11 protein-coding genes are annotated in these 20519 nt (G+C 37.6%); 10 read left to right on the forward strand and 1 reads right to left on the reverse strand.

What is annotated here, in order from left to right:
* Positions 1 to 8: 8 nt before the first annotated feature.
* The 9 genes from BUB59_RS07125 to BUB59_RS07165 are packed head-to-tail and all read left to right on the forward strand — an operon-like array spanning position 9 to position 18295.
* Positions 9 to 2600, forward strand: a complete 2592-nt coding sequence (locus BUB59_RS07125) for a DrmE family protein (protein ID WP_073227706.1) — start codon at positions 9 to 11, stop codon at positions 2598 to 2600.
* A gap of 7 nt (positions 2601 to 2607) precedes the next feature.
* On the forward strand, positions 2608 to 6261 hold the full coding sequence (locus BUB59_RS07130; protein WP_073227709.1) for a helicase-related protein: 3654 nt from the start codon (positions 2608 to 2610) through the stop codon (positions 6259 to 6261).
* Position 6262: 1 nt separating this feature from the next.
* Entirely contained in the window at positions 6263 to 8623 is a 2361-nt protein-coding gene (drmB, locus tag BUB59_RS07135; protein WP_073227712.1) for a DUF1998 domain-containing protein, read from the forward strand.
* Position 8624: 1 nt separating this feature from the next.
* Positions 8625 to 10340, forward strand: coding sequence for a nuclease-related domain-containing DEAD/DEAH box helicase (locus tag BUB59_RS07140; RefSeq protein WP_073227715.1), 1716 nt, complete (start codon positions 8625 to 8627; stop codon positions 10338 to 10340).
* Positions 10341 to 10380: 40 nt separating this feature from the next.
* Positions 10381 to 11439 (forward strand): DNA cytosine methyltransferase, encoded by a 1059-nt coding sequence (locus BUB59_RS07145; RefSeq protein ID WP_073227718.1) that lies wholly within the window; start codon positions 10381 to 10383, stop codon positions 11437 to 11439.
* Complete coding sequence (locus BUB59_RS07150) at positions 11432 to 13294, forward strand: ATP-binding protein (RefSeq protein ID WP_073227721.1); 1863 nt, start codon at positions 11432 to 11434, stop codon at positions 13292 to 13294. The genes BUB59_RS07145 and BUB59_RS07150 overlap by 8 nt, the downstream gene beginning before the upstream one ends.
* The gene (locus BUB59_RS07155; RefSeq protein ID WP_073227723.1) at positions 13291 to 14394 is read left to right on the forward strand and encodes a DNA cytosine methyltransferase; all 1104 of its coding nucleotides are present in this window, start codon (positions 13291 to 13293) and stop codon (positions 14392 to 14394) included. Before BUB59_RS07150 ends, BUB59_RS07155 begins: the two co-directional genes overlap by 4 nt.
* Entirely contained in the window at positions 14391 to 16439 is a 2049-nt protein-coding gene (locus BUB59_RS14985; protein ID WP_083540223.1) for an AAA family ATPase, read from the forward strand. Before BUB59_RS07155 ends, BUB59_RS14985 begins: the two co-directional genes overlap by 4 nt.
* Positions 16436 to 18295 carry a hypothetical protein gene (locus BUB59_RS07165; RefSeq protein ID WP_073227729.1) on the forward strand — a complete coding sequence of 620 codons (1860 nt, stop codon included), beginning with the start codon at positions 16436 to 16438 and terminating at the stop codon, positions 18293 to 18295. Before BUB59_RS14985 ends, BUB59_RS07165 begins: the two co-directional genes overlap by 4 nt.
* A gap of 78 nt (positions 18296 to 18373) precedes the next feature.
* Here the strand turns inward: BUB59_RS07165 and BUB59_RS07170 are convergent, their stop codons facing one another.
* Complete coding sequence (locus tag BUB59_RS07170; RefSeq protein ID WP_073227731.1) at positions 18374 to 18757, reverse strand: hypothetical protein; 384 nt, start codon at positions 18755 to 18757, stop codon at positions 18374 to 18376.
* A 343-nt stretch (positions 18758 to 19100) separates the two neighbouring features.
* On the opposite strand from BUB59_RS07170, the gene BUB59_RS07175 reads away from it, so the two are divergent.
* Positions 19101 to 20138, forward strand: coding sequence for a PDDEXK nuclease domain-containing protein (locus BUB59_RS07175; protein ID WP_073227768.1), 1038 nt, complete (start codon positions 19101 to 19103; stop codon positions 20136 to 20138).
* The last annotated feature ends 381 nt before the right edge of the window (positions 20139 to 20519 follow it).

Below are 20519 nucleotides of genomic sequence, written 5' to 3' on the forward strand. Positions count from 1 at the left end.
ATAAAAAAATGGAAACAAAAGAGATTATAGCTAAAGCATTTCAGAAATGTGACCTTGCCTTAAATGGTAATATCATTTCTAGAGAATACATTCTGCAATCTCTTTTTACGTTTCTAAATGATTCTTCTGAAAAAAAAGCGCATAATAGCAGCTTCGTGTTGCATACGGGATCCATTTGTTATGATGCAATAGCCGTTGCATTTGCGTTTTTAACGTGTCTTGTAAAGAATACATCAAATTCTATCGATATAATCAATAATTTAAAGATAGGGGATTTTGTTCTCTATGCGCGAGGCAATAAACAGGAAAAATGCAAGTATAACGGAAAAATATTTTCTGATAATGAGGATGCCGTAAAATTAATCTCCGGAAAAAAAACGGAGTTCACCGTTCCCAAAAGCCGTTGGAATTTGATATTCCCTTACAATGGAAAATCAAAAAGATTAGATGCCAGAGGAATAAAAAAAATTCCTCCCTCGAGAGAATTGTTTTACACTAATATTCTAGATATAGAAAAAAAAGAAATTCCAAGCATAATAGATTGTTCTGTTGTCTTTGTAATGGATCGAAATCGCGCAACAGAAATTATTAAAAATTTATCGTTTAAAACCAACAACGGGAATGAATTCAAAATTCTCGATATGATAAATGCCGCCTATTATTCTGAAGATGAGGATTATTCTATTGGAAGCAACAATACAAAAAGCGAAGCAAATATAAAAATTACAAGTAAGGTTTCTGTCGCAAGACAATTAGTTGTGAATCAAGATGGCAATAACCACATTGGATTAATCATTTCTGGAAATGACATTGTTTCAAAGAATATTACTGAGATTCCAGAAATGCTCAAAAAAAGATCTTTGTCATTTGTCCATACATTCTTGAACATTGACTCAGATAATACTCTACAGCTAATTCGAGAATCCCAGGATCCCGAAATTTTCGCATGTACTAAAAGTTTCCTGTCAAAAACTTCTTTAGAAATCTGTCTTGAAAATGAATACACTCAGGAACTTATATCACAAGCAAATTTGGTCAAAAATCATAGTGTAAATACGCATTATTTAGATGGATTTTTAACCTGGAATGATTATAAACAATTTAAGAAATCTGTTTTTATCATAAAAAAATCTGATTATGAATCAGAGCACAAAGAAAATTTTATTTTATGCGCTTATTCTATGATGAAACTTTTTCTAACAGCAATTTTCCCCTTAGAAAAGTTAGAAGCATGCGTAGAAAAAAAACTTATAGACATTGAGTCCTTAAAACAGCGATTTGATTTGCTTAAGTCATCTGTACATCATTTTCCAGATGATTTAAAAATAAAGGCAGAAGAAATTATTTCTATGCTTGAACTTTTACAGGAATCTTTACTAACAAAATCTGATAAATGTGCATGTATTGTAAATAATTTAATTACGAGTACTGATGAAAAAATTGCCATTGTTGTTCCCAAAGCGTATTATATTACGATTGTTAGAGAATGCGGCTTATACGATACAATAAAACAGAAAAATACCATAACAGTGGTTACTGCTAATAAATTTGACAATAGCGAAAACTATAGGCAAATTATTGTTGTTGGAAATTTTGGAGGAAAAAGGTTCAATATTTTCAAATGCATGAGTTCGTCGCAAATAGACGTTTTACTGTACAAATTTGAAGAAAAAATATTCAAACATTGGGAAAAGAAAAATAATTTGGAAGAAAAGGAAATTCTCCAAGCATCTTCTGAATCCTTCTTCAATCAACCAATAAGTCAGATATACGATGATGAAGTAAACGAAATCGAATCTATTGAAAAAAGTGTTGATGATTATATTAACATGCTAGAATGTAAAAAATTGGCTCGAGATGCAGATTCTGTGAATAAATCTGAAAACTTTTCTCAAAAATCGGAAATAATTGCAATAGGGCAATTTGATAACGGAGATCACGTATTTTTCTCTAAGTTTTACAAGGCATATGTGTTTGATGAAAATAACGGAAAAGTCAAAGAAGTTGAGGCAAATGATCTAACAGAAGGTGATTCTATTGTTTTTACAAGAAACAGCGATAAAACCAGTGACATTGTTGATTCCGTTTTTGAAAACTTAAAAGACAATAACAAACTAGGACAAGATTTGATTACGCATTGGGCTTTTTCGATTACTTGGAAATCAAATTTTCAAAGTTTTATGCTCTCAAATAATTTAACCGCAAAAGAAATTGCGGATAAAATGTTGAAAAATGGCATTCAAGTAAAAGAAATGACTATCCGAAGATGGCTTGATCCATACGCACACATTGTTGGACCCAGAGACATGGAGTCTATTCAACATATTGCATTAGTTATAAATCACAATGGTATGTTTGATAATGCTGACAAAATCTTTGAAGGATGCCAGGCTATCAGAAAATTCCGCAAGGAGTTGATAAAAGAAATCGGTTTTGCAATGATTGATAAACTCAATGGCAGAACAACACCGAGAAACAAACTTATGGAAGGATTTTTTGATCAACTTAATACATTTACCCGTGTTCTTAGATTAGAAAAAATAACATTTGTAAATACATCTGTTCCAATAAATTTAATCAATCGACCTCTTCATCCTTAGGAATAAAATGCAAGAATATATTCAAGCCCGTAAAAATTATGTATCACTCATAAAAAAAGAATTATTAGGTCCTGGATCTGAAGTTTCTATCCCAGATGAGGAACATGAGTTAATATCGAACACACCTGATGTCCGATATTCTATTGGTATTTTATTTCCCCAAAATAACAAGTTGAACGCCGATAATGATGATAGTGTTCGCGGAAAAGAGAATGATGAAGAAAAAGATTTAGACGATGCAGACGATGATGATGTTGGAAATGGGAAAAACGTAAATAATGAATCAAAAGAAACTATATATTCTCCTGCAGACGAAGAAAACTTAGATGAAGAAATTGGACTTGCGTCGCAAAATATGCCCTCATCAATGGGTATAACTTTTTTTGCAAAAGGAGATACTTCTGTTGTAAAATGCGATGTTTCTTTTGGCACATATCGTCATGCGGAACCCAAAGATTGCAGGATTCCGTTTTGTCCCCAAAATATAGAGTCGTATGAGGTGCCAACAGAATTATCAGGTTATATAAACCATGATAAAGACGAGAACTGCCTCAAATTTAAAAACGGAAAATTTGAAAAGAAAGATATAAAGCATTTGTGGGAAAATGAATTCCTTAATACAGAACCAAACGGAACCTTGAATTACGCATATAAGTTATGTGATCAATTGAGGGGTTATGTTAGAATTCCTCATCAAATTGTAGTGCAGGTGAATTTTGATGGCGGCGATTATGTTGATAATAACGAAAAGCTTGATGGTGTAGATGTCAAATTAACAGCATTACGTCGAAAAGTTGGAGAAAATCTTTACTCTGTTACGATTATGCTTGTTAATAGTTGTACAGAAAAATCAAATGGCACTAGGTGTATTTTTCAGCCAGAAATCCGCATTGACACAGAAAAAAATGATTTCGTTTTTTGTGAGTATTATGGGCAAACTGATTTTTTATTACTTGATGAAGAAGAACAATCCCTTGATTTACAATATCGTAATAAAAAAAAATATGGCACGGGATTAGGAGTATCTCTTTCATGGAACGTTGATGATAATGGACATGGAAAAATATTTAGTGATTTTTTTCCAGAAAATGAAGTTCCCCAAATGGATTTTAGCATGCCTGCCAAATGTATGTTAGATGGCAGAATCCTTTCAATGAAATTTTTATCAGATTTAAATGATGTTTCAAAATCAGAAAAAATAAGTCTACTGAAAAAATTTGTTGATTCTTATAAAAATTGGATTGATGAACTTCAAGAAAAATTAACTAAACTAGATGCTAAATACAAAAATATTGGACAACGTAATATTGATAAGTGCACAACATCTTATAAGCGAATGATGAAGGGTATAGAAAACCTTGATAAAGATGATTTGCAATGGCAAGCGTTTGAATTGGCCAATAGAGCGATGTTTATGCAGAGAGTACATCTTGAACTTCAGAAAAAAACGGCAAACATAGACAGATTCCCAGATGATGAAGAATTATCTAAATTATTAAATTCTATAAACTACAATGCTTCAGATGAACTTACTGCGGATAAGTACACTTGGCGTCCGTTCCAGTTAGCATTCTTATTAATGAGTGTAGATTCCATTACTAATGATAAATCTGATGATAGAGAAATTGTGGATTTAATATGGTTCCCAACGGGTGGTGGAAAAACAGAAGCTTATCTTGGCTTAACCGCATTTACAATTTTCTATAGACGAATAGCTCATAGTAAAGTATCGGGTGGAACTTCTGTAATCATGCGATACACGTTGCGATTACTTGCAGCGCAGCAATTTACACGAGCCGCAACATTGATTTGTGCATGTGAGTATATTCGTCAAGATTCATTAAGAAAAAAACCTCAATATAAAACATATCCCCTTGGCGAAGAGGAAATATCTATTGGTTTGTGGATTGGGCGCGAGCATACTCCAAACAAAAATGATGATGCAAAGAAAAATTTAAAAGAGTTAACTAATGATGTAAGAGTTGATAATTTAAGAGAAAAAAAAGATAGATTCAACAAATTCCAAGTTTTAAAGTGTCCGTGGTGTGGAACAAAACTGGTAAAGGGAATAAAGGACAAGCGTTTAGTTGGAGAATTTGGCTATAGAATGAAGAATAACAGCCATTTCCAGTTTTTCTGTCCACAAGAAAGTTGTTCTTTTAACCTATTCGGCAAATTACCTTTACAGGTAATAGACGAAGAACTTTATGCAAATCCACCAACACTACTCTTTGGTACGGTTGATAAATTTGCAATGTTACCATGGAATAATAATATAGGATCTTTCTTCGGATTGAAATCCGATAATCGAACTCCAGAATTAATAATTCAAGATGAACTTCATCTTATTTCTGGACCTTTAGGCACTATGGTTGGCTTATATGAAACGGTAATTGACGCCTTGTGTGAGTCAAAAGGCGTAAAATCCAAAATCATCGCATCAACTGCGACAATTCGTCGTGCGCATGAACAATGCTCTGCTCTGTATAACAGAGAGGTTTTGCAATTTCCACATCCTGGCTTAGATGCTGAAGACTCTTTTTTCGCCCGGGAATCGTTGATTGATTATGAAAAAAATAAGTATGGAAGATTGTATGTTGGTTTAATGCCTTCTGGCAAGACGAAAGCAATGATGGAAGTTCGTTCCATTGCGGCTTTGCTTCAAAAAATCAACACAATGCCATTGCCAGATGCGATTAAAGATAAGTATTGGACTTTAACGACATACTTTAATTCCTTAAAGGATTTGGGCAAGTGTTCTACTCTTGTAGATGATGACGTTAAGGACTTTATTAAACGTTCTGCTTATAGGTTAGGTTCCAAAAAAGACGGTCGATTAGTTACAAGAGCAGATGAATTAACTAGCCGAGTTTCTACTGGGCAATTAAATGAAACTTTAGATAAGCTTGAGAAACTGGAATATTCTGAAGAAAATATAAAGAATAAACGATACGCTTCAAATATTCTTCTTGCGACCAATATGATTTCTGTTGGTATCGATGTTGCAAGATTGAATGTAATGCTTTTAGTCGGGCAGCCCAAATTGACCAGTGAATACATTCAGGCATCAAGCCGCGTTGGACGTTCTTACCCAGGCGTTGCCTTTGCAATGTACGATGGTTCAAAAAGTAGAGATAGATCTCATTATGAACAATTTAAGCCTTATCATGAATCATTCTACAAATATGTAGAACCTACTGGAGCAACGCCATTTTCTGAACCCGCAAGAGAGCGAGCTCTAAAGGCAATTGTAGTTTCACTACTAAGGCATTTGAATCCTGAATTGTCTCCAGAAGATGGTGTTGCAAAATTTTCTAAAAATAACTATGCTAAGCAAATTGCTGATTTAAAACAACTTATCATTTCAAGAGATAAGGCAATTATAGCACGTTTAAAATCCGGCATGAACGATGATTGTGAAAAAATAGAATATGAAATAGATAGAATTGTGGAAGATTGGGATCATTTGGCACAGGTATATAAAGATGAACTATTTGTGTACGGAGAACGCTTCTTAATGTCGCCACCCAAAGAAAAACAGCATAGATTGTTAAAAATATATAATACAGACACTTATGATACTGCAGCATTTAACACTATGACTTCTATGAGAAATGTTGATTCTGCGGTTCCTGGTAATGTTGTGATATGGGAGAAATAGAATGAGTCTCGATTGCAAATCTAAAAAACAGCCATTAAATAAAGTTACCCACTCTGTAAGAGCATCTCAATCCGTATTGCAGTACGGTGTTGGTGCAATGGTTGATTTTCCAGATCAAACTCTTATGACCGCGGCTCCCGAATTATGGGAAAGTTGTGTAAGGCCCATTCACGATGAACGTTTAGAAAAGGCTTTGCATGTTGATTTTTTGGGAATGCCCGATGGTGAAAAAATTTCAAAAGATGGTAATAATGGGATTTCTTACGCCCGTTTTCCAGAATGGTATTTTTGTCCCAAATGCAGACAATTTCAATCTATTAACTCTTGGGTTGACGAATTTAAACATAAAGCAAGTTCCAAGGCTCAAGAATACGACCCCTTTATGGTAAAACAGATGCGCTGCCCTACATGTAAGCAAGGACTTGTTGTCGCGCGTATTATTACAGTTTGTGAACACGGCCATATTGATGATTTCCCATGGGTAAAATGGGTACATTGCAAAAATATATATGGGGGAAACAAACCTATTTGTTCGAGCCCAAAGCTAACATTTAAAACTGGAGCCACATCAACTGAAGGCCTGGAAGGCCTTGTTATTACATGTGAAAGCTGTGGCGTAAAGACCACATTAAAAGGAGCTTTTGATCCAGAAATCTTTCAAAACTTAGATAAAAAATACAATAATCAATATGATTTTTCTTGTACAGGGCGACATCCATGGAAGAACGAATCCGAGACTTGTACTGAATATCCTAAAGTTTTGCAACGAGGTAGTTCATCTGTTTATTTCCCTGTCACTTCAAGTTCTTTAGTTATACCCCCATATTCAAGCATTCTTACAACCAAAATTGAGAATTCTCAAGCATTTGAGGCCGGTAGAAACGCAATTATGGCTTTTTTAAAAATGCCTGGTATTGCTCAAGAGATGAAAAATCAGTTTCTGGATACGCAAATAGGCGATATCGCTAAAAAGGTTGCGCTTGAAATAGTAGAGTCTTCTGAGCAGATAAAGAATGTTTTAATTCGTAAGTGGAAATCTGAATCAGAAGAAGAATATAGCACAGTCAGTGTTAAATATCGTTCTGAAGAATATGAAGCATTGAGCGGCGAAGTAGCTTTGGAATCTATGGCAGGAGATTTTCAACGAGAAGAAACAAATATTGAAGATTATAATCTACCCTTTGTAAAACAAATTTCCCTTATTCATAAGATTCGAGAAGTTCAGGCTCTTACGGGTTTTTCCCGGATAAATCCTGCAGATAAATCAGAACCGATTGGGAAACAGGGACATGTTGTATCGGTCAAAAAAAACGATACAAATTGGTATCCAGCTTATGAAGTAAATGGTGAAGGAATTTTTATTGAATTTGATTCTGACGCTATCAATGAATGGCGAACACAAAATTCAGAATTACAACATAGAGTAGAACTTTTGAACGATAACTATAAAAAATCATTTATTGGTTCGCATAATCCACGAATCATAACTGGCAAATTTCTTCTCTTACATACCATATCCCACTTATTAATTAAGCAGCTAAGTTTTGAATGTGGATATAGCATTGCGTCGTTACGAGAACGTTTGTATTGTAGTGAACCTGCAGAAGGAAAAGATATGTCAGGGATTTTTATTTATACAGCATCTGGCGATTCTGAAGGCACTTTGGGCGGTTTGGTTCGACAAGGAAGACCCGACACATTCCCATATATATTCAAAAAAGCGATAGAATCCGGAATGGTTTGTTCTAATGATCCTGTTTGCAGTTTAAGTTTAGGGCAGGGCCGAGATTCGCTAAATCTTTCGGCCTGTTATTCATGTGGATTACTTCCAGAAACTAGTTGTGAAGAGTTCAATATTTTCTTAGATAGAGGAACTGTTGTCGGAACATTCAAAAATAAAGAATTGGGATTCTTTTATAGGCAACTATATTGCAATGAAAAATGGGGGACTCTGCCAAAATCACAAAATGAAAAAACAGATACAACACCATTAGCAGAAACTATTTTGCCAAAAGAAGGTACAGGAATCAATTATACCGATGAAAGCTTCATAAATATATGGTCAAATATAAAACAGTGGTCTGACAACGAAAATGAAATGAAATTGCTAGATGCATTGATTACTGAAAGCGCAAAATTTAATTGTAAAGAAAAACCTATTGGAGAAGGTGAATTTATAACTTTCAGCTCTAATACATCGTACAAAGCTTCGCTTCTTTGGAAAAAATCTAAAGTAATGTTTTTCTCTTCAGAACAACAAGAAGATTATGATGTTGCCAAAAAAAGTAATTGGAAATGTTTCATTGGTAGCGATGAAACTTTAAATGTAGATGATATTTTAAAAAATCTACAAGGGGTGTGATATGGCAATTATGATTCCTGTGACACCGCATCAATTTGCTCCTGCAAGTCAAGAAGGTTTGATGTTTGACGCATTAAGCCTTTTACCAAATGACTATTACATTTTTCATTCGTTCCGAATAACAACCGTATCAAACTTGCAATTCAACGAAAGCGAAACTGACTTCGTTATTTTCAATCCAAAGCTAGGAATTATATGTTTAGAAGCAAAAGCGGGTTTGGTAAAATACGAAAATGGATACTGGTATTATGCAAGTGACATTCCTATGCATAATGGTGGTCCGTTTAATCAAGCAAGTGCTAATAAATATAAACTGATTGAGTACATTAAAAAAAGTCATTGCTCGGGAATTTTACCACATTGCAAATTTCTTCATGCAGTTTGGTTCCCTGCAGTATCGGAAGAAATTTTAAAAAACATGACATTTCCTTCTGAAGCTGATAAATCTTTGGTATTGACTAAAGAAGATTTACAAAATCCACAGAAGAAAATGGAGAGTATTTTTTCATTAGAACTCCCTCAAAAAATAAAAACAAGTTTAAGCGAATATGAAACAAAACAACTTATTCGTGAAATCTTATGCCCACAATTTAATGTTTTTCCAACAGCTACATTTAATAACGATTTAAAGAAAATTGTATTCCATAGAATGCTGAAAGAACAATCTGGAATTCTCAATTTTTTATACGAGCAAAAAACTGCATCAATATGTGGTGCAGCAGGAACTGGAAAAACTATGATCGCCGTTGAAAAAGCGCAACGTCATGCGAATAATAGAGAAAAAACTCTTTTTTTATGTTACAACGTAAAACTAAAAGAGGCTCTTGCGGAAAGATTTAATAACGAGTATATTGATTTCTTTACCTTAGATGGCTTTGCCTGTAAAGTTTGCAATTCTTTAAGTTCTAACTATGAAAAACTGAAGTCATCTTTAGATGATATGTATTTTAAAGGATGTTTTCCATATAAAAACATTGTTATCGATGAAGGTCAGGATTTTGGCATGGATAACATGGAAGAAATTTCGTTAATACAGTTGATGAAAGACATTGTAACCGATGAAGTAATTAACGGAACCTTTTATGTTTTTTATGACAAAAATCAACTTGTCCAATCTGACAAATTACCCAAATTCATTGCAGAAGCCGATTGTAAATTAACGCTATATCGAAATTGTCGTAATACTGAAAATATCGCCATAACGTCTTTAAAAATGGTAACAGAGCAAAAGCCATTGCTCGTTGATTATAGTGTAAAAGGAAAACCTCCCGTTATTCATTACTGCGATTCTGATAAAGATTCTTTATCTTGCCTAAATAATATTATAAATGATTTGGAAAACGATGGCATTTATGATATTTGCATCCTTACTTGCAAGACTGAAAATGACAGTATTTTAAAGAATGTTGCTGCGAATGGAAAGTATCAAAAGAAGTATTTATTTACAACTTGTCGCAAATTTAAAGGACTTGAATCGGATGCCGTAATTTTGATTGACATCGACCATACATCTTTCAACAAGCAAAACGACATGCTTTACTATGTTGGAATGTCCCGTGCAAGGCTCCGACTAGATATGGTGGCTCAACTTGAAGACGAAAAATGTGCTGAATTTTTGCAAAATCGCTTAAATTTCAGCGGAAAATGCAAAAATGCTAAAAGAGAACTTGCAACAGCGTTAAATGCTGTTGGAAAATTGGAAAAACCTATGGTTTAGGTTAATTCTATATTAGACTTGAAAATTCAAGGATCCCAAAATGAAAGCTATCGATTTTTTCTGCGGCGGAGGCGGTATGACTTGCGGTCTTCGTCAAGCTGGAATTAATGTTGTTGCTGGTGTGGATTTTGATCCAGATGCAAAAGCTACCTATGAGTATAACAATCAAGGCTCCGTTTTTGTTCGTGCCGACATCAATACGCTTGAACGAGATTACTTTGAAAAAAATCTCAACGTTCAGCCAAATGATGATGAATTAATTCTTGTAGGTTGCAGTCCCTGTCAGTACTACAGTATTATTCGCTCTTCCAAAGAAAAGTCGAAGGCTTCTAAAGACTTGTTGCTTCAGTTCCAAGAATTTATTGAGTATTACAATCCAGGCTATGTTCTCGTAGAAAATGTTCCTGGTATCATAACGAATAAGGATACGATCCTTCCTCAGTTTCTTAAGTTCCTGGAAGATCACGGTTACGGAGCTCCTAATTCTAGAACTTGCAAGTATGCTGTAATCAACATGAAAAATTACGGCATTCCCCAAAGCCGTCGTCGTTTTTCTTTAATTGCAACTAGACTGGACCGTGAGGTCCATTTGCCGGAGCATGTAGCTAATGAAAAAACTGTAAGACAGGCTATTGGAGATCGTCGAATATACAGGCGCATTGAGGCCGGTCATAGAGATGATAATCTTGTAAGATGTCATTCTGCTATCCAGATGTCTGCAATCAATTTAGAACGTATCCAACATACATCCCATGACGGAGGATGCAGATTGGAATGGAAAGACGATCTCAGGTTGCAGTTGAACTGCTATAAAGGTAAGGATAAGTCGTTTTGTGATGTATATGGTCGTGTTGCTTGGGATAAGCCGTCGCCAACTATAACAACGAAATTTTTGAGCTACTCAAATGGTCGATTTGGACATCCAGAGGACGATAGAGGACTTTCTGTTCGAGAAGGAGCGACCTTACAATCTTTCCCCTGGGAATATGAATTCAAAACTAATCGTCTTGAAGTTGCGGCAAAATTAATAGGCAATGCTGTTCCGCCAGAATATGCGAGAAGGTTAGGTCAAGTAATTTTAGGGGTAAATAATGCCTGATCATAAAGAATTAAGAATGAAGTTTGACCCGAATACGATAAGTCATTTGGGGTTACAAATGTATTCAACGTTGCCGCCAGTTTTAGCGGAATTGATTTCTAATGCATATGACGCTGACGCTCATAATGTGATTCTTTCATTTCGTGATCAGGATTCAGAGAATAAAGAAATTGCTATTCGTGATGATGGTCATGGAATGACCTTTGATGAAATAAATGAGTGTTTCTTGCTTATTGGCCGAAATCGTAGAGGCAAGGATGGGTCTAATCAAAAAACGAAATCAGGATCTCGTTATGCAATTGGGAAAAAAGGTATTGGAAAACTAGCCTTTTTTGGCATTGCGAAAACCATTGAAATTGAAACGGTTTCGTCAGGTTTGCTGAATAAGTTTGTGATGGAATGGGACGTTCTGGAGAAAAGTCAGGATGTATATTGTCCTCGTATTGTCGCGCAGGATCAAGAGACAAGCTCAAACAGTTATACTCAGATCCGCTTGACAAATTTATCAAGAAAATCGTCCTTTAAACCAGATGATATTGCTACAAAGCTTGCAAAGACTTTTTCATTTTTCTCAGATGATTTCAAGGTAACTTTAAAGTACAATGACGAGCATGAAATTGTAATTGATGATAAGTTACGGTTTGAAAATTTATGTGAGCTGAAGTCCTGGAATTTCCCGTTTGTTGATGAGGGGGTAAAGGTAAACTACTTTAATAGTTGCAAAATCAAAGGTAGGATAATTGCCTGTAAAAATACCGTACCTGAACAAATGAGAGGTGTTGCTCTATTTTCACGAGGCAAGTTGGTTAACAACCATAGTTTTTTTGATGTTACAGCAACGAGTTTTGGATACTCTTACTTGACTGGATGGCTGGATATTGATTTTATTGATGAATGGAATCCAGATGTCATTTCTACAAATCGACAATCCCTTAATTGGGAAGACTCACGGTGTGTAGAACTAAAACAATATTTAGAGTCAGTCGTTCAGTGTGTTTACAAACAACACAAAGAATTGTTGGAAAAAAATAAGAAAGACGACATTAAGGAGAAAACGGGTATCAGCATTGATGAATGGGCAAATTCTTTGCCTAAACATGAACGCCAGCTTGCGCAGAAGCTGGTAAATGCTATTGTTTCAAATGAGGGGCTGGATGTTGAGAAAGCTGCCGAATTGACAAGTTTTGTTAAGGACTCTTTCCAGTACACGTCCTTTAAGGACCTTGCTTCGGAAATAAGCGAAGATGCGTTTTCGTCAGATAAAATGTTGGAACTGATGAAAGAATGGCAGCTTATTGAAGCCAGGGAAATGTACAAGTTGGCTCAAGTAAGGATTGAGACGATTCAACAATTTAAGAAAAACGTTGAATCGGATGCTAAGGAGGTACCCGTCATGCACAACTTCTTTAAGCAATTCCCTTGGTTATTGGATCCTAGAATTATGTCGTTTAAGGATGAAGTTTGGTATTCGTCCTTGTTGAAAGATAAATTCCCAGAAAACGAGTCTCTTGAAGAAGACAAACGGATTGATTTTTTATGTCAAAATTTTGCGAGCAATTTCTTTGTGATTGAATTAAAACGACCTTCAAAAGTACTCGGAAAAAAAGAACTTGAACAGGCTCTTGGCTATAAAGCTTTTATCCAATCTAATTTGGGTAATGAAAATACAAGAAATGTTGTATGTTATCTGATTGGCAACAGATTGTCTAATGATGCGCTTGTTCGAGAAATGGCTGATTCGTATCGAAAATCAGGATCGGTTATTGTTCGAACATATAGTGAACTTTTGAGTGAGGCTATAAGGTATCATCAGGAATTTATTGATAAGTATAGAGAACTGGAGTCTAGAAAGTGATACCTAATATCTTCTCCTTTTTTGCTGGTTCCGGTTTTTTAGATTTAGGCTTTGAAAAATCGGGATATTCGATCAAGCTGGTGAATGAATTTCTTCCGGCTTTTATGAATGCGTACCAGTATTCTCGAAAAGAGATGAAACTGGATGTCCCTGAATTCGGTTATCAGAATAATGACATAAATGATTTCTTAATTTCAAGGCAAAAGGAAATTAAGGATTATGTAAAACTTAGTAAGAAAGAATCTCTTACCGGTTTTATTGGAGGTCCTCCCTGTCCTGATTTTTCTGTGGCAGGAAAAAATAAAGGACGTGACGGGGATAATGGAAAATTGTCTCAATCATATATATCTTCTATCGTCACATTCAAGCCAGATTTTTTCCTTTTTGAAAATGTTAAAGGTCTTTGGCGAACCGCTCGTCATCGAGAGTATTTTGAAGAATTAAAGAATATACTGCATGCTGCAGGATATTGTACTACTGAGCGTCTGACAAACTCTTTGGAGTATGGGGCCCCTCAGGATAGAGATCGCATTCTGCTCTTTGGCATTCAAAGAAAGTATTTGAGGGCGAATCAACGTCATGAAAATGAAATAGTGAATTTCCCTTGGGAAACAAAATTGCAGTATTCAATGGCAAATATTCAAAAATGCAATTGGCCGACTGTGGATAAGTTTGAAAAAGATTGCGAACGGTTGCAGCCTGAGAATATAATCGCAGATTTGACTGTTGAACATTGGTTTGAAAAAAATGATGTAGAAAATCATCCGAATGGAATGGAATTTTTACAGCCCAAAGCAGGTCTGAAAAAAATGCAAATAATTCCGGAAGGAGATGTTTCTAAGAAGTGTTATAAGCGTTTACATCGTTGGCGTTATTCTCCGACTGCAGCTTACGGCAACAATGAAGTTCATTTGCATCCGTATAAGGAACGTCGTTTGTCAGTTGCGGAAACTTTGGCAATTCAGTCATTGCCGAAAGAATTTGCTTTACCTCCAGAAATGACGCTCACGGCGAAATTTAAAACGGTTGGAAACGGAGTTCCCTATTTGATGGGAAAGGGTGTTGCAGAAACAATCAATGATTTTTTGGGGTCTCTATGAGTTATGAAGAATTGATCCAAAAATTGTCGGAATTGCAGTTGGGCGTGGAGTATCCCTATGTTCCATCATCTACGTCGTCGGAACAGAATAAGTATAAGCTTGTGAGTGTTTCTGCTGAAGCAATTAAGGTGATTAGGGATGGCTCAGAAGTATCTGTGTCGATTCAGCAGATGAAAACCATTTTGGAAAATCTACGACCAAACGTTCCGTTAGATATTGAAAAGCTTTTGGGCAGTAGTGGGAATACTCGCTCCATTATTGAATCATTGCTTTGTTTGACTCCGTCTATTTTTCATACGAAATTAAATCGTCGAAAACATATTGTGCTGCTGACTGAAAAAAGTCATGAATTGGGAGCACTTTCTGCTGTTGAAGAAAGTGAAGTAAAAGGCATTGTTGCTTTGAATACTCTAACACAGCAGATTTTGAGAGAATCTGAGTTTAAGGATTATTTAACTCGAGTTGCCAAAAGTAAGAGGACCGGTAAATCGTTTTCTCCATCTGCGGTATCAAGTTATTTGATTTTTATACGAGCAGAAAAACTTTTTGATTATGATCCCTCAAGCTGGACTAATATACAGAGTGTCTATGATATTGACAGTGTAGATGAGGTTGTTTCTATAATCAGTAAGCTTCATTCAAGTAAATCTTTTAAGGATCGGAATAAAAAAGATAATAATGGATGGAGATATGGTGCAATAAACCAATATCGAGATTTTTTGATATATAAAAATCAAAATTTATCGTCTTTAGATGATGCTGATGATGAACCCGTTGATTTAGATGAAGGTGGAAATATGGAATGTATGCAAAAGATTTTCTTCGGTGCTCCTGGTACAGGAAAATCTCACAAGATTGACGCTCCTGTTTCGGAACGTGGATGTGGTCTAAAGCTAATTCCTGGTAATCGTAAATTCCGTACTACATTCCATCCTGATTATGACTATGCTCAGTTTGTGGGATCTTATAAACCCAAATCAGTATGTGATGCTTCTTCTGTTGGAATCCAAGATCCAGGAAACTTGAGTATTGGTGATTTAATTGACATCGCGAAAAAAATGCATGATGATGAAATTGCTCATCCTTATGCAAGATTAGGAACTTTATATTACAAGTCCCTTAAGGCTTTGAGTAAATCAATGGTTGGCGCGAAAAAGGAGATTTGTGATAAATCTGGTGACGGAATGGACAATGGACCAGAGTTGAATACAGGCATATTCATTGGGGAATATTTGGAAGAAAACGTTGTTCCCAAGGAAACAAAAATCGCCTATTCCTTCGTTCCTCAGGTTTTTGCAAAAGCTTACGCTGCTGCATGGAATAAATTTATTGCTGCAGGTGAGAAGTCTACGGCCGATAATCAAGTTTATCTTGTTATCGAAGAAATCAATCGTGGTAACTGCGCGCAGATTTTTGGTGACTTGTTCCAGTTGCTTGATCGAGATGAGAATGGTTATTCAAGCTATGCGATTGATGCGGATGCTGATTTTGCTGAATGGATTGAAAAACAGCTGGATTCTTCGGCTGCGCCTCAGAATGACATTCCCGAGGAGATTCATTCTGGACGTAAGTTGCGTCTTCCGCCCAACTTCAATATTCTCGCAACCATGAACACTAGCGACCAGTCTTTGTTCCCGATGGACAGCGCCTTCAAGCGTCGCTTTGACTGGGAATATGTGCCTATTGATTTTGAAGGGAAGGATTGCGCAAGCTACCAGATAAAAGTTGATGATGAAAATTCCTATCCTTGGCAAAAGTTTGTTGAATCCGTGAACGAAAAGATTGTCAGCATTACCGATTCCGAAGATAAGCAACTTGGTGAATATTTTATCAAGTTGAACCCTGCCGATAACAATGTCATTACCAAGGAACGTTTCCTTGGCAAGGTGATGTTCTATTTGTGGAACGAAGTTTGCAAGGATGTGCATAAGCAGGAATCCTTCTTCCGTGAAGAAGAGAATGGAAACTATTTCACCTTCCAGGATTTGTACAAGAAAGACGGTGACAAGAAGCTGATTTCCTTTATGGATTGGATCACTAAGTGATTTTCCTTTTTGAACAGTTCCCTTACTCCATGGAGTATCTGAAATCTGTCCTGCCTTTAGATAAGGAGGGGCGTTTTAAGGATTTGCCTAACGGCTTCGTGACTCGCGATGGTAAGCTGGATGGTGTAGGGTATTTGTTCAATGGATCCCGGCTCGGAGGCCGGGATGACAAAGTGGGTGACAGGATTGTCTTTGTTCTGCCGAAGGTGTTTTTGGATTCTGTTCCTTCGGCTCAGAATGAGGCGGCTAAAATTTCTGCTTTTGGGCAGGATGTTCCTCATGATAAAAATTTTGAGCTGAACGGAGATCACAAGGATTTCCTGGCCAACCTTTCTTTGTGGGTGTGTTCTTCCATTGGTAAATATCGCGAGGCCTTTCCTGACGACAAGAGCATGGAGGCTCCGAACGCTCGTGGTTTCAGTACAGACAAGGCTTGTCCCTCGCTGATCGATGTGAAGAACGCCATGGAACGTTTTTACGAGGAGAACAAGAGTCTCTTTGTATTCGTGAGCAAGAATGTGCATAGCGGCAACAACCGCATAGATTGGCGCAGGACCATGCGGAAGACTCCGTTCTTGCAGGGGGATCCCGGCTCGGAGGCCGGGATGACAACTCCAATCTACATGAATTTGGTGAACAAGAAGAAGGTTTTCGATCTGGATGATCGTCTGATTGTGCTGTTCTTCTCCGCCATGAATTACATCGAGGAAACCTTTGGTTTCAAGATGCCCAAGTCGGAATTCTACGCCCCCATGCGAGTGAACGAGTTCCGCCGCCTGCTGGGCCACCGCGGTATCATGGAGCTTCGCCGTATCAAGCACAAGTACTTTGCCGACAAGTTCCTCCGTCTCTACAATATCATGAAGGCCTTCTTCGAATGGGGCGGCAACTTTAGCGCATGCGGCTTCGGCAGCGAATACCTGCTCACCAGCAAGTACAACAATGTGTTCGAGCACATGATCGACAAACTGGTTGGCGATGACTTGCCTTCCAAAATGGCACATCTCAAGAACCAGAAGGACGGCAAGGAAATTGACCATCTTTACAAGGATCAGCAATTAGTCTTTGCTGATGAATCCCAGAAGATTTGGTTCATTGGTGACAGTAAGTATTATAGTGACAAGAACGATATTGTTGGAGAATCCGTTTATAAGCAATTTACTTATGCGCGCAATATCATTCAGTACAATATTTCCGACTTGCTGAACTATAAGGGCGATAGTAAGGATTATCAGGGCCTCCGATATCGCGATTCCCTAACGGAAGGCTATTCCGTAACGCCCAACTTCTTTATTCGTGGTGAGGTGCCTGCGGATAAAATTTTCGAGATGCCCGCTGCTGCTGGTGCTATCAGAAAAGATGACGCCGATTTGTGGAATGAACGAAATCGTCACTTTGAAAACCGCCTCTTCGATCGCGACACCCTTTTGCTCCAGGTTTACAACGTCAACTTCCTGTATGTACTCAAGGCCTTTACCGCCAAGAGCTCCAGCCTCCGCTCCGAATTCAAGCGCGCTGCCCGCGAAAAATTCCGGAGGAACTTCTTGACCTTACTCAGAAGCCGTTATTTTTTCTGGTATGTAAAACTGAATGGTTCACTAAAACAAGAGACGTTTGTAAATGCTCATTACAGAACGTTGCAAGGCAAACTTTTCCGTTCTGGAGAAAACAAGGGTTTAATCTTAGCTCTGGAACAGAATTTCGTTGATGAAAAGAATAGCGAATTTCTTGCCTTGCGTGACGAAATAGAAAAAGATTGCGTTGTCTTTAATGTTGATCCTTCGCTCATCTGGGAAGATGCTGTAGCTAAAGGCGAACCAGGCCTAAAGAGACCTGGTGTAGAATTTGACAAATAACTTCTATAAACGTGCATTAACAACGATAGTACCCACCACGCGATCTTATCGATAAGAGCAGACCACGGCGGGTCTTTTTTATTTGCAGTACTTCGCTTCCTTGACTCGCTTAACTGCGGTCATTCCATTCTTATCGTAGCAGTAGTAACTGCCGTCATTCAGCTTTTCCCAGAGTAGGGTTCCGTCGCTTTGGCGCCAGCCCTGTTCTGTTTTCATTTCGTTCATTAGACCGACCAGGGTTTCTACGAAGCCGCCGGCATTGTCGCTTTCGTCATCTTTCGGCATTGCCTTTTTCTTGTGTGGTTTACCCTGTTTTTCCATTTGTGCAGCGTCCCTTTCGCAGACTTTCTTGTCGTCGTACTCGGTGTAACTCGCTTTTTCGCGGGTCCCGATGGGTACGATGAAGTAGGATGCACGTCCGGGGATTCCGTACAGGTCCTTGCCTTTTTTTGTATTCCCCATAATCTACCTAATTTCGCATGCCATATTCTGACATTTTGAAGGACTAACAATAAGAGAGGACCACGGTGGGTCTTTTTCTCTCAACACTGTCGAGAGTTTTTTTGACACTTTACTGTCAAAATCTTTAATTATATTTATCCCATAATTCATCACTCCTTGCGACAGTCGACATAGACTTGCAAAAGTCCGTACGTGCATTCGCGGCAAGGCGAAATTGCGCCAGGTAACGCCGAGGAAGACCCTCGCCAACAATGTTACTGGAACATCTTTATAATCAAAAAGAATGCTATCGACCATTTTCCCGGCGAGGGGAAAATGGTGGTTTAAACGTACGGAGAATATTATGACAAAAAAGATTGTTTTGCAGGTAGAATCTGAATATGGTGAAATTCTGCAACAGGCTGTTGCAGTAATTAAACGGGCTCGTGTAAACGTTGCTCGTCAACTAAATATTGGCGAAAATGCCGCTTATTGGGAAATCGGGAAAGTGCTGCATGAACGCAAACTCGATAGTAAACATGGAAATTCTGTTGTTCGTCGCCTTTCTGTAGATTTAAAGGGACATTTCCCGGATATGGGGGTGGCCCCGAGAAACCTTTGGAATATGAAAAAATTTTACGAACGTTTTTCTAAAAGCAATTCAAAAGTGCAACAGGCTGTTGCACTTTTGCCATGGGGACATATTTTGCAATTGATGCGGACTACAGATGACGACAACCAAATCCTTTTTTACGCCTCGGAGTGCGTTGCCAAGGGATGGACGCGTGATTTGCTGATAAACGCCGTGAAAATGCAAATGTATGAACATGCTGCTCTTAACCGCCCTCAAAACAACTTCAAGGACACGTTGCCCGAAGGTCAGGCGGAATTTGCGAACGAAGCTTTCCGCAGCACTTATAACTTGGGTTTCCTTGGAATTACAGAGCCGGTAATGGAGTTAGAACTGGAACGAAAACTTGTTGAAAAGGTTAGACAGTTCCTTTTGGAACTTGGAAAGGGCTTTGCCTTTATTGGAAACCAGCATGAACTGGAATTCAACGGGAAAGCAAGCAGGGTAGATATGCTTTTCTTCCATAGGCAACTGAAATGTTTGGTGGCAATTGATTTGAAAGTGGGTGAATTTAAGCCGGAATATGTAGGTAAGATGAACTATTATCTTTCGTTGCTTGACCGCCTGGAGCGCGGGGAAGGTGAAAATCGTTCGGTCGGTATTATTCTTTGTGCAACAAAAGATAATGTTGAAGTTGAACTTTCGCTTGATGGTGTTGGCAAGCCTATTGGAGTTGCTGATTATCAATTACTGTTGCCCAAGGAAGAACTGCAGAAAGTTCTGGCTGACGAAATCAAGTCTTTCAAAGAAGTTAAACATTTAACGCATTAAGACCTTAGTTTTTTGATGGAGAGTAGATTCCCGGCAATCGTACCCACCACGCGATCTTAGCGATAAGAGCGGATCACGGTGGGTCTTTTCCCAATTGCCTCCCTTTAAATAAGTCTGAACATCTGGTTTAGTACCAGGCCTTCGGTGTTTGGGCTGTCTGTGATTCTTGAGGAAAATTGCCGAAATAGATTTTGCTCGTAAAAGCTCATTAATTTCGGATGATTTTCACATTCCAGAAATACGATGGTGCCGCCCACAAGGTTCTGGGCTTGTCTTATAGAGGCGATTGTGGACTATGGCGTGATTTAATAAGAGGGTAAATCATGCTTTCATATTCATTGTTAAATTCCAGAATCGAGGAAAAAACAATGTCTAGAGTCC

This window comes from Fibrobacter sp. UWEL, from assembly GCF_900142535.1.
Taxonomy (GTDB): domain Bacteria; phylum Fibrobacterota; class Fibrobacteria; order Fibrobacterales; family Fibrobacteraceae; genus Fibrobacter.

Bases quoted from the DNA above. Each gene is read 5' to 3' on its own strand.
- BUB59_RS07130 (WP_073227709.1), top strand. From the start codon at position 2,608: ATGCAAGAATATATTCAAGCCCGTAAAAATTATGTATCACTCATAAAA.
- BUB59_RS07125 (WP_073227706.1), top strand. From the start codon at position 9: ATGGAAACAAAAGAGATTATAGCTAAAGCATTTCAGAAATGTGACCTT.
- BUB59_RS07150 (WP_073227721.1), top strand. From the start codon at position 11,432: ATGCCTGATCATAAAGAATTAAGAATGAAGTTTGACCCGAATACGATA.
- BUB59_RS07170 (WP_073227731.1), bottom strand. From the start codon at position 18,757: ATGGGGAATACAAAAAAAGGCAAGGACCTGTACGGAATCCCCGGACGT.
- BUB59_RS07140 (WP_073227715.1), top strand. From the start codon at position 8,625: ATGGCAATTATGATTCCTGTGACACCGCATCAATTTGCTCCTGCAAGT.
- drmB (WP_073227712.1), top strand. From the start codon at position 6,263: ATGAGTCTCGATTGCAAATCTAAAAAACAGCCATTAAATAAAGTTACC.
- BUB59_RS14985 (WP_083540223.1), top strand. From the start codon at position 14,391: ATGAGTTATGAAGAATTGATCCAAAAATTGTCGGAATTGCAGTTGGGC.
- BUB59_RS07175 (WP_073227768.1), top strand. From the start codon at position 19,101: ATGACAAAAAAGATTGTTTTGCAGGTAGAATCTGAATATGGTGAAATT.
- BUB59_RS07145 (WP_073227718.1), top strand. From the start codon at position 10,381: ATGAAAGCTATCGATTTTTTCTGCGGCGGAGGCGGTATGACTTGCGGT.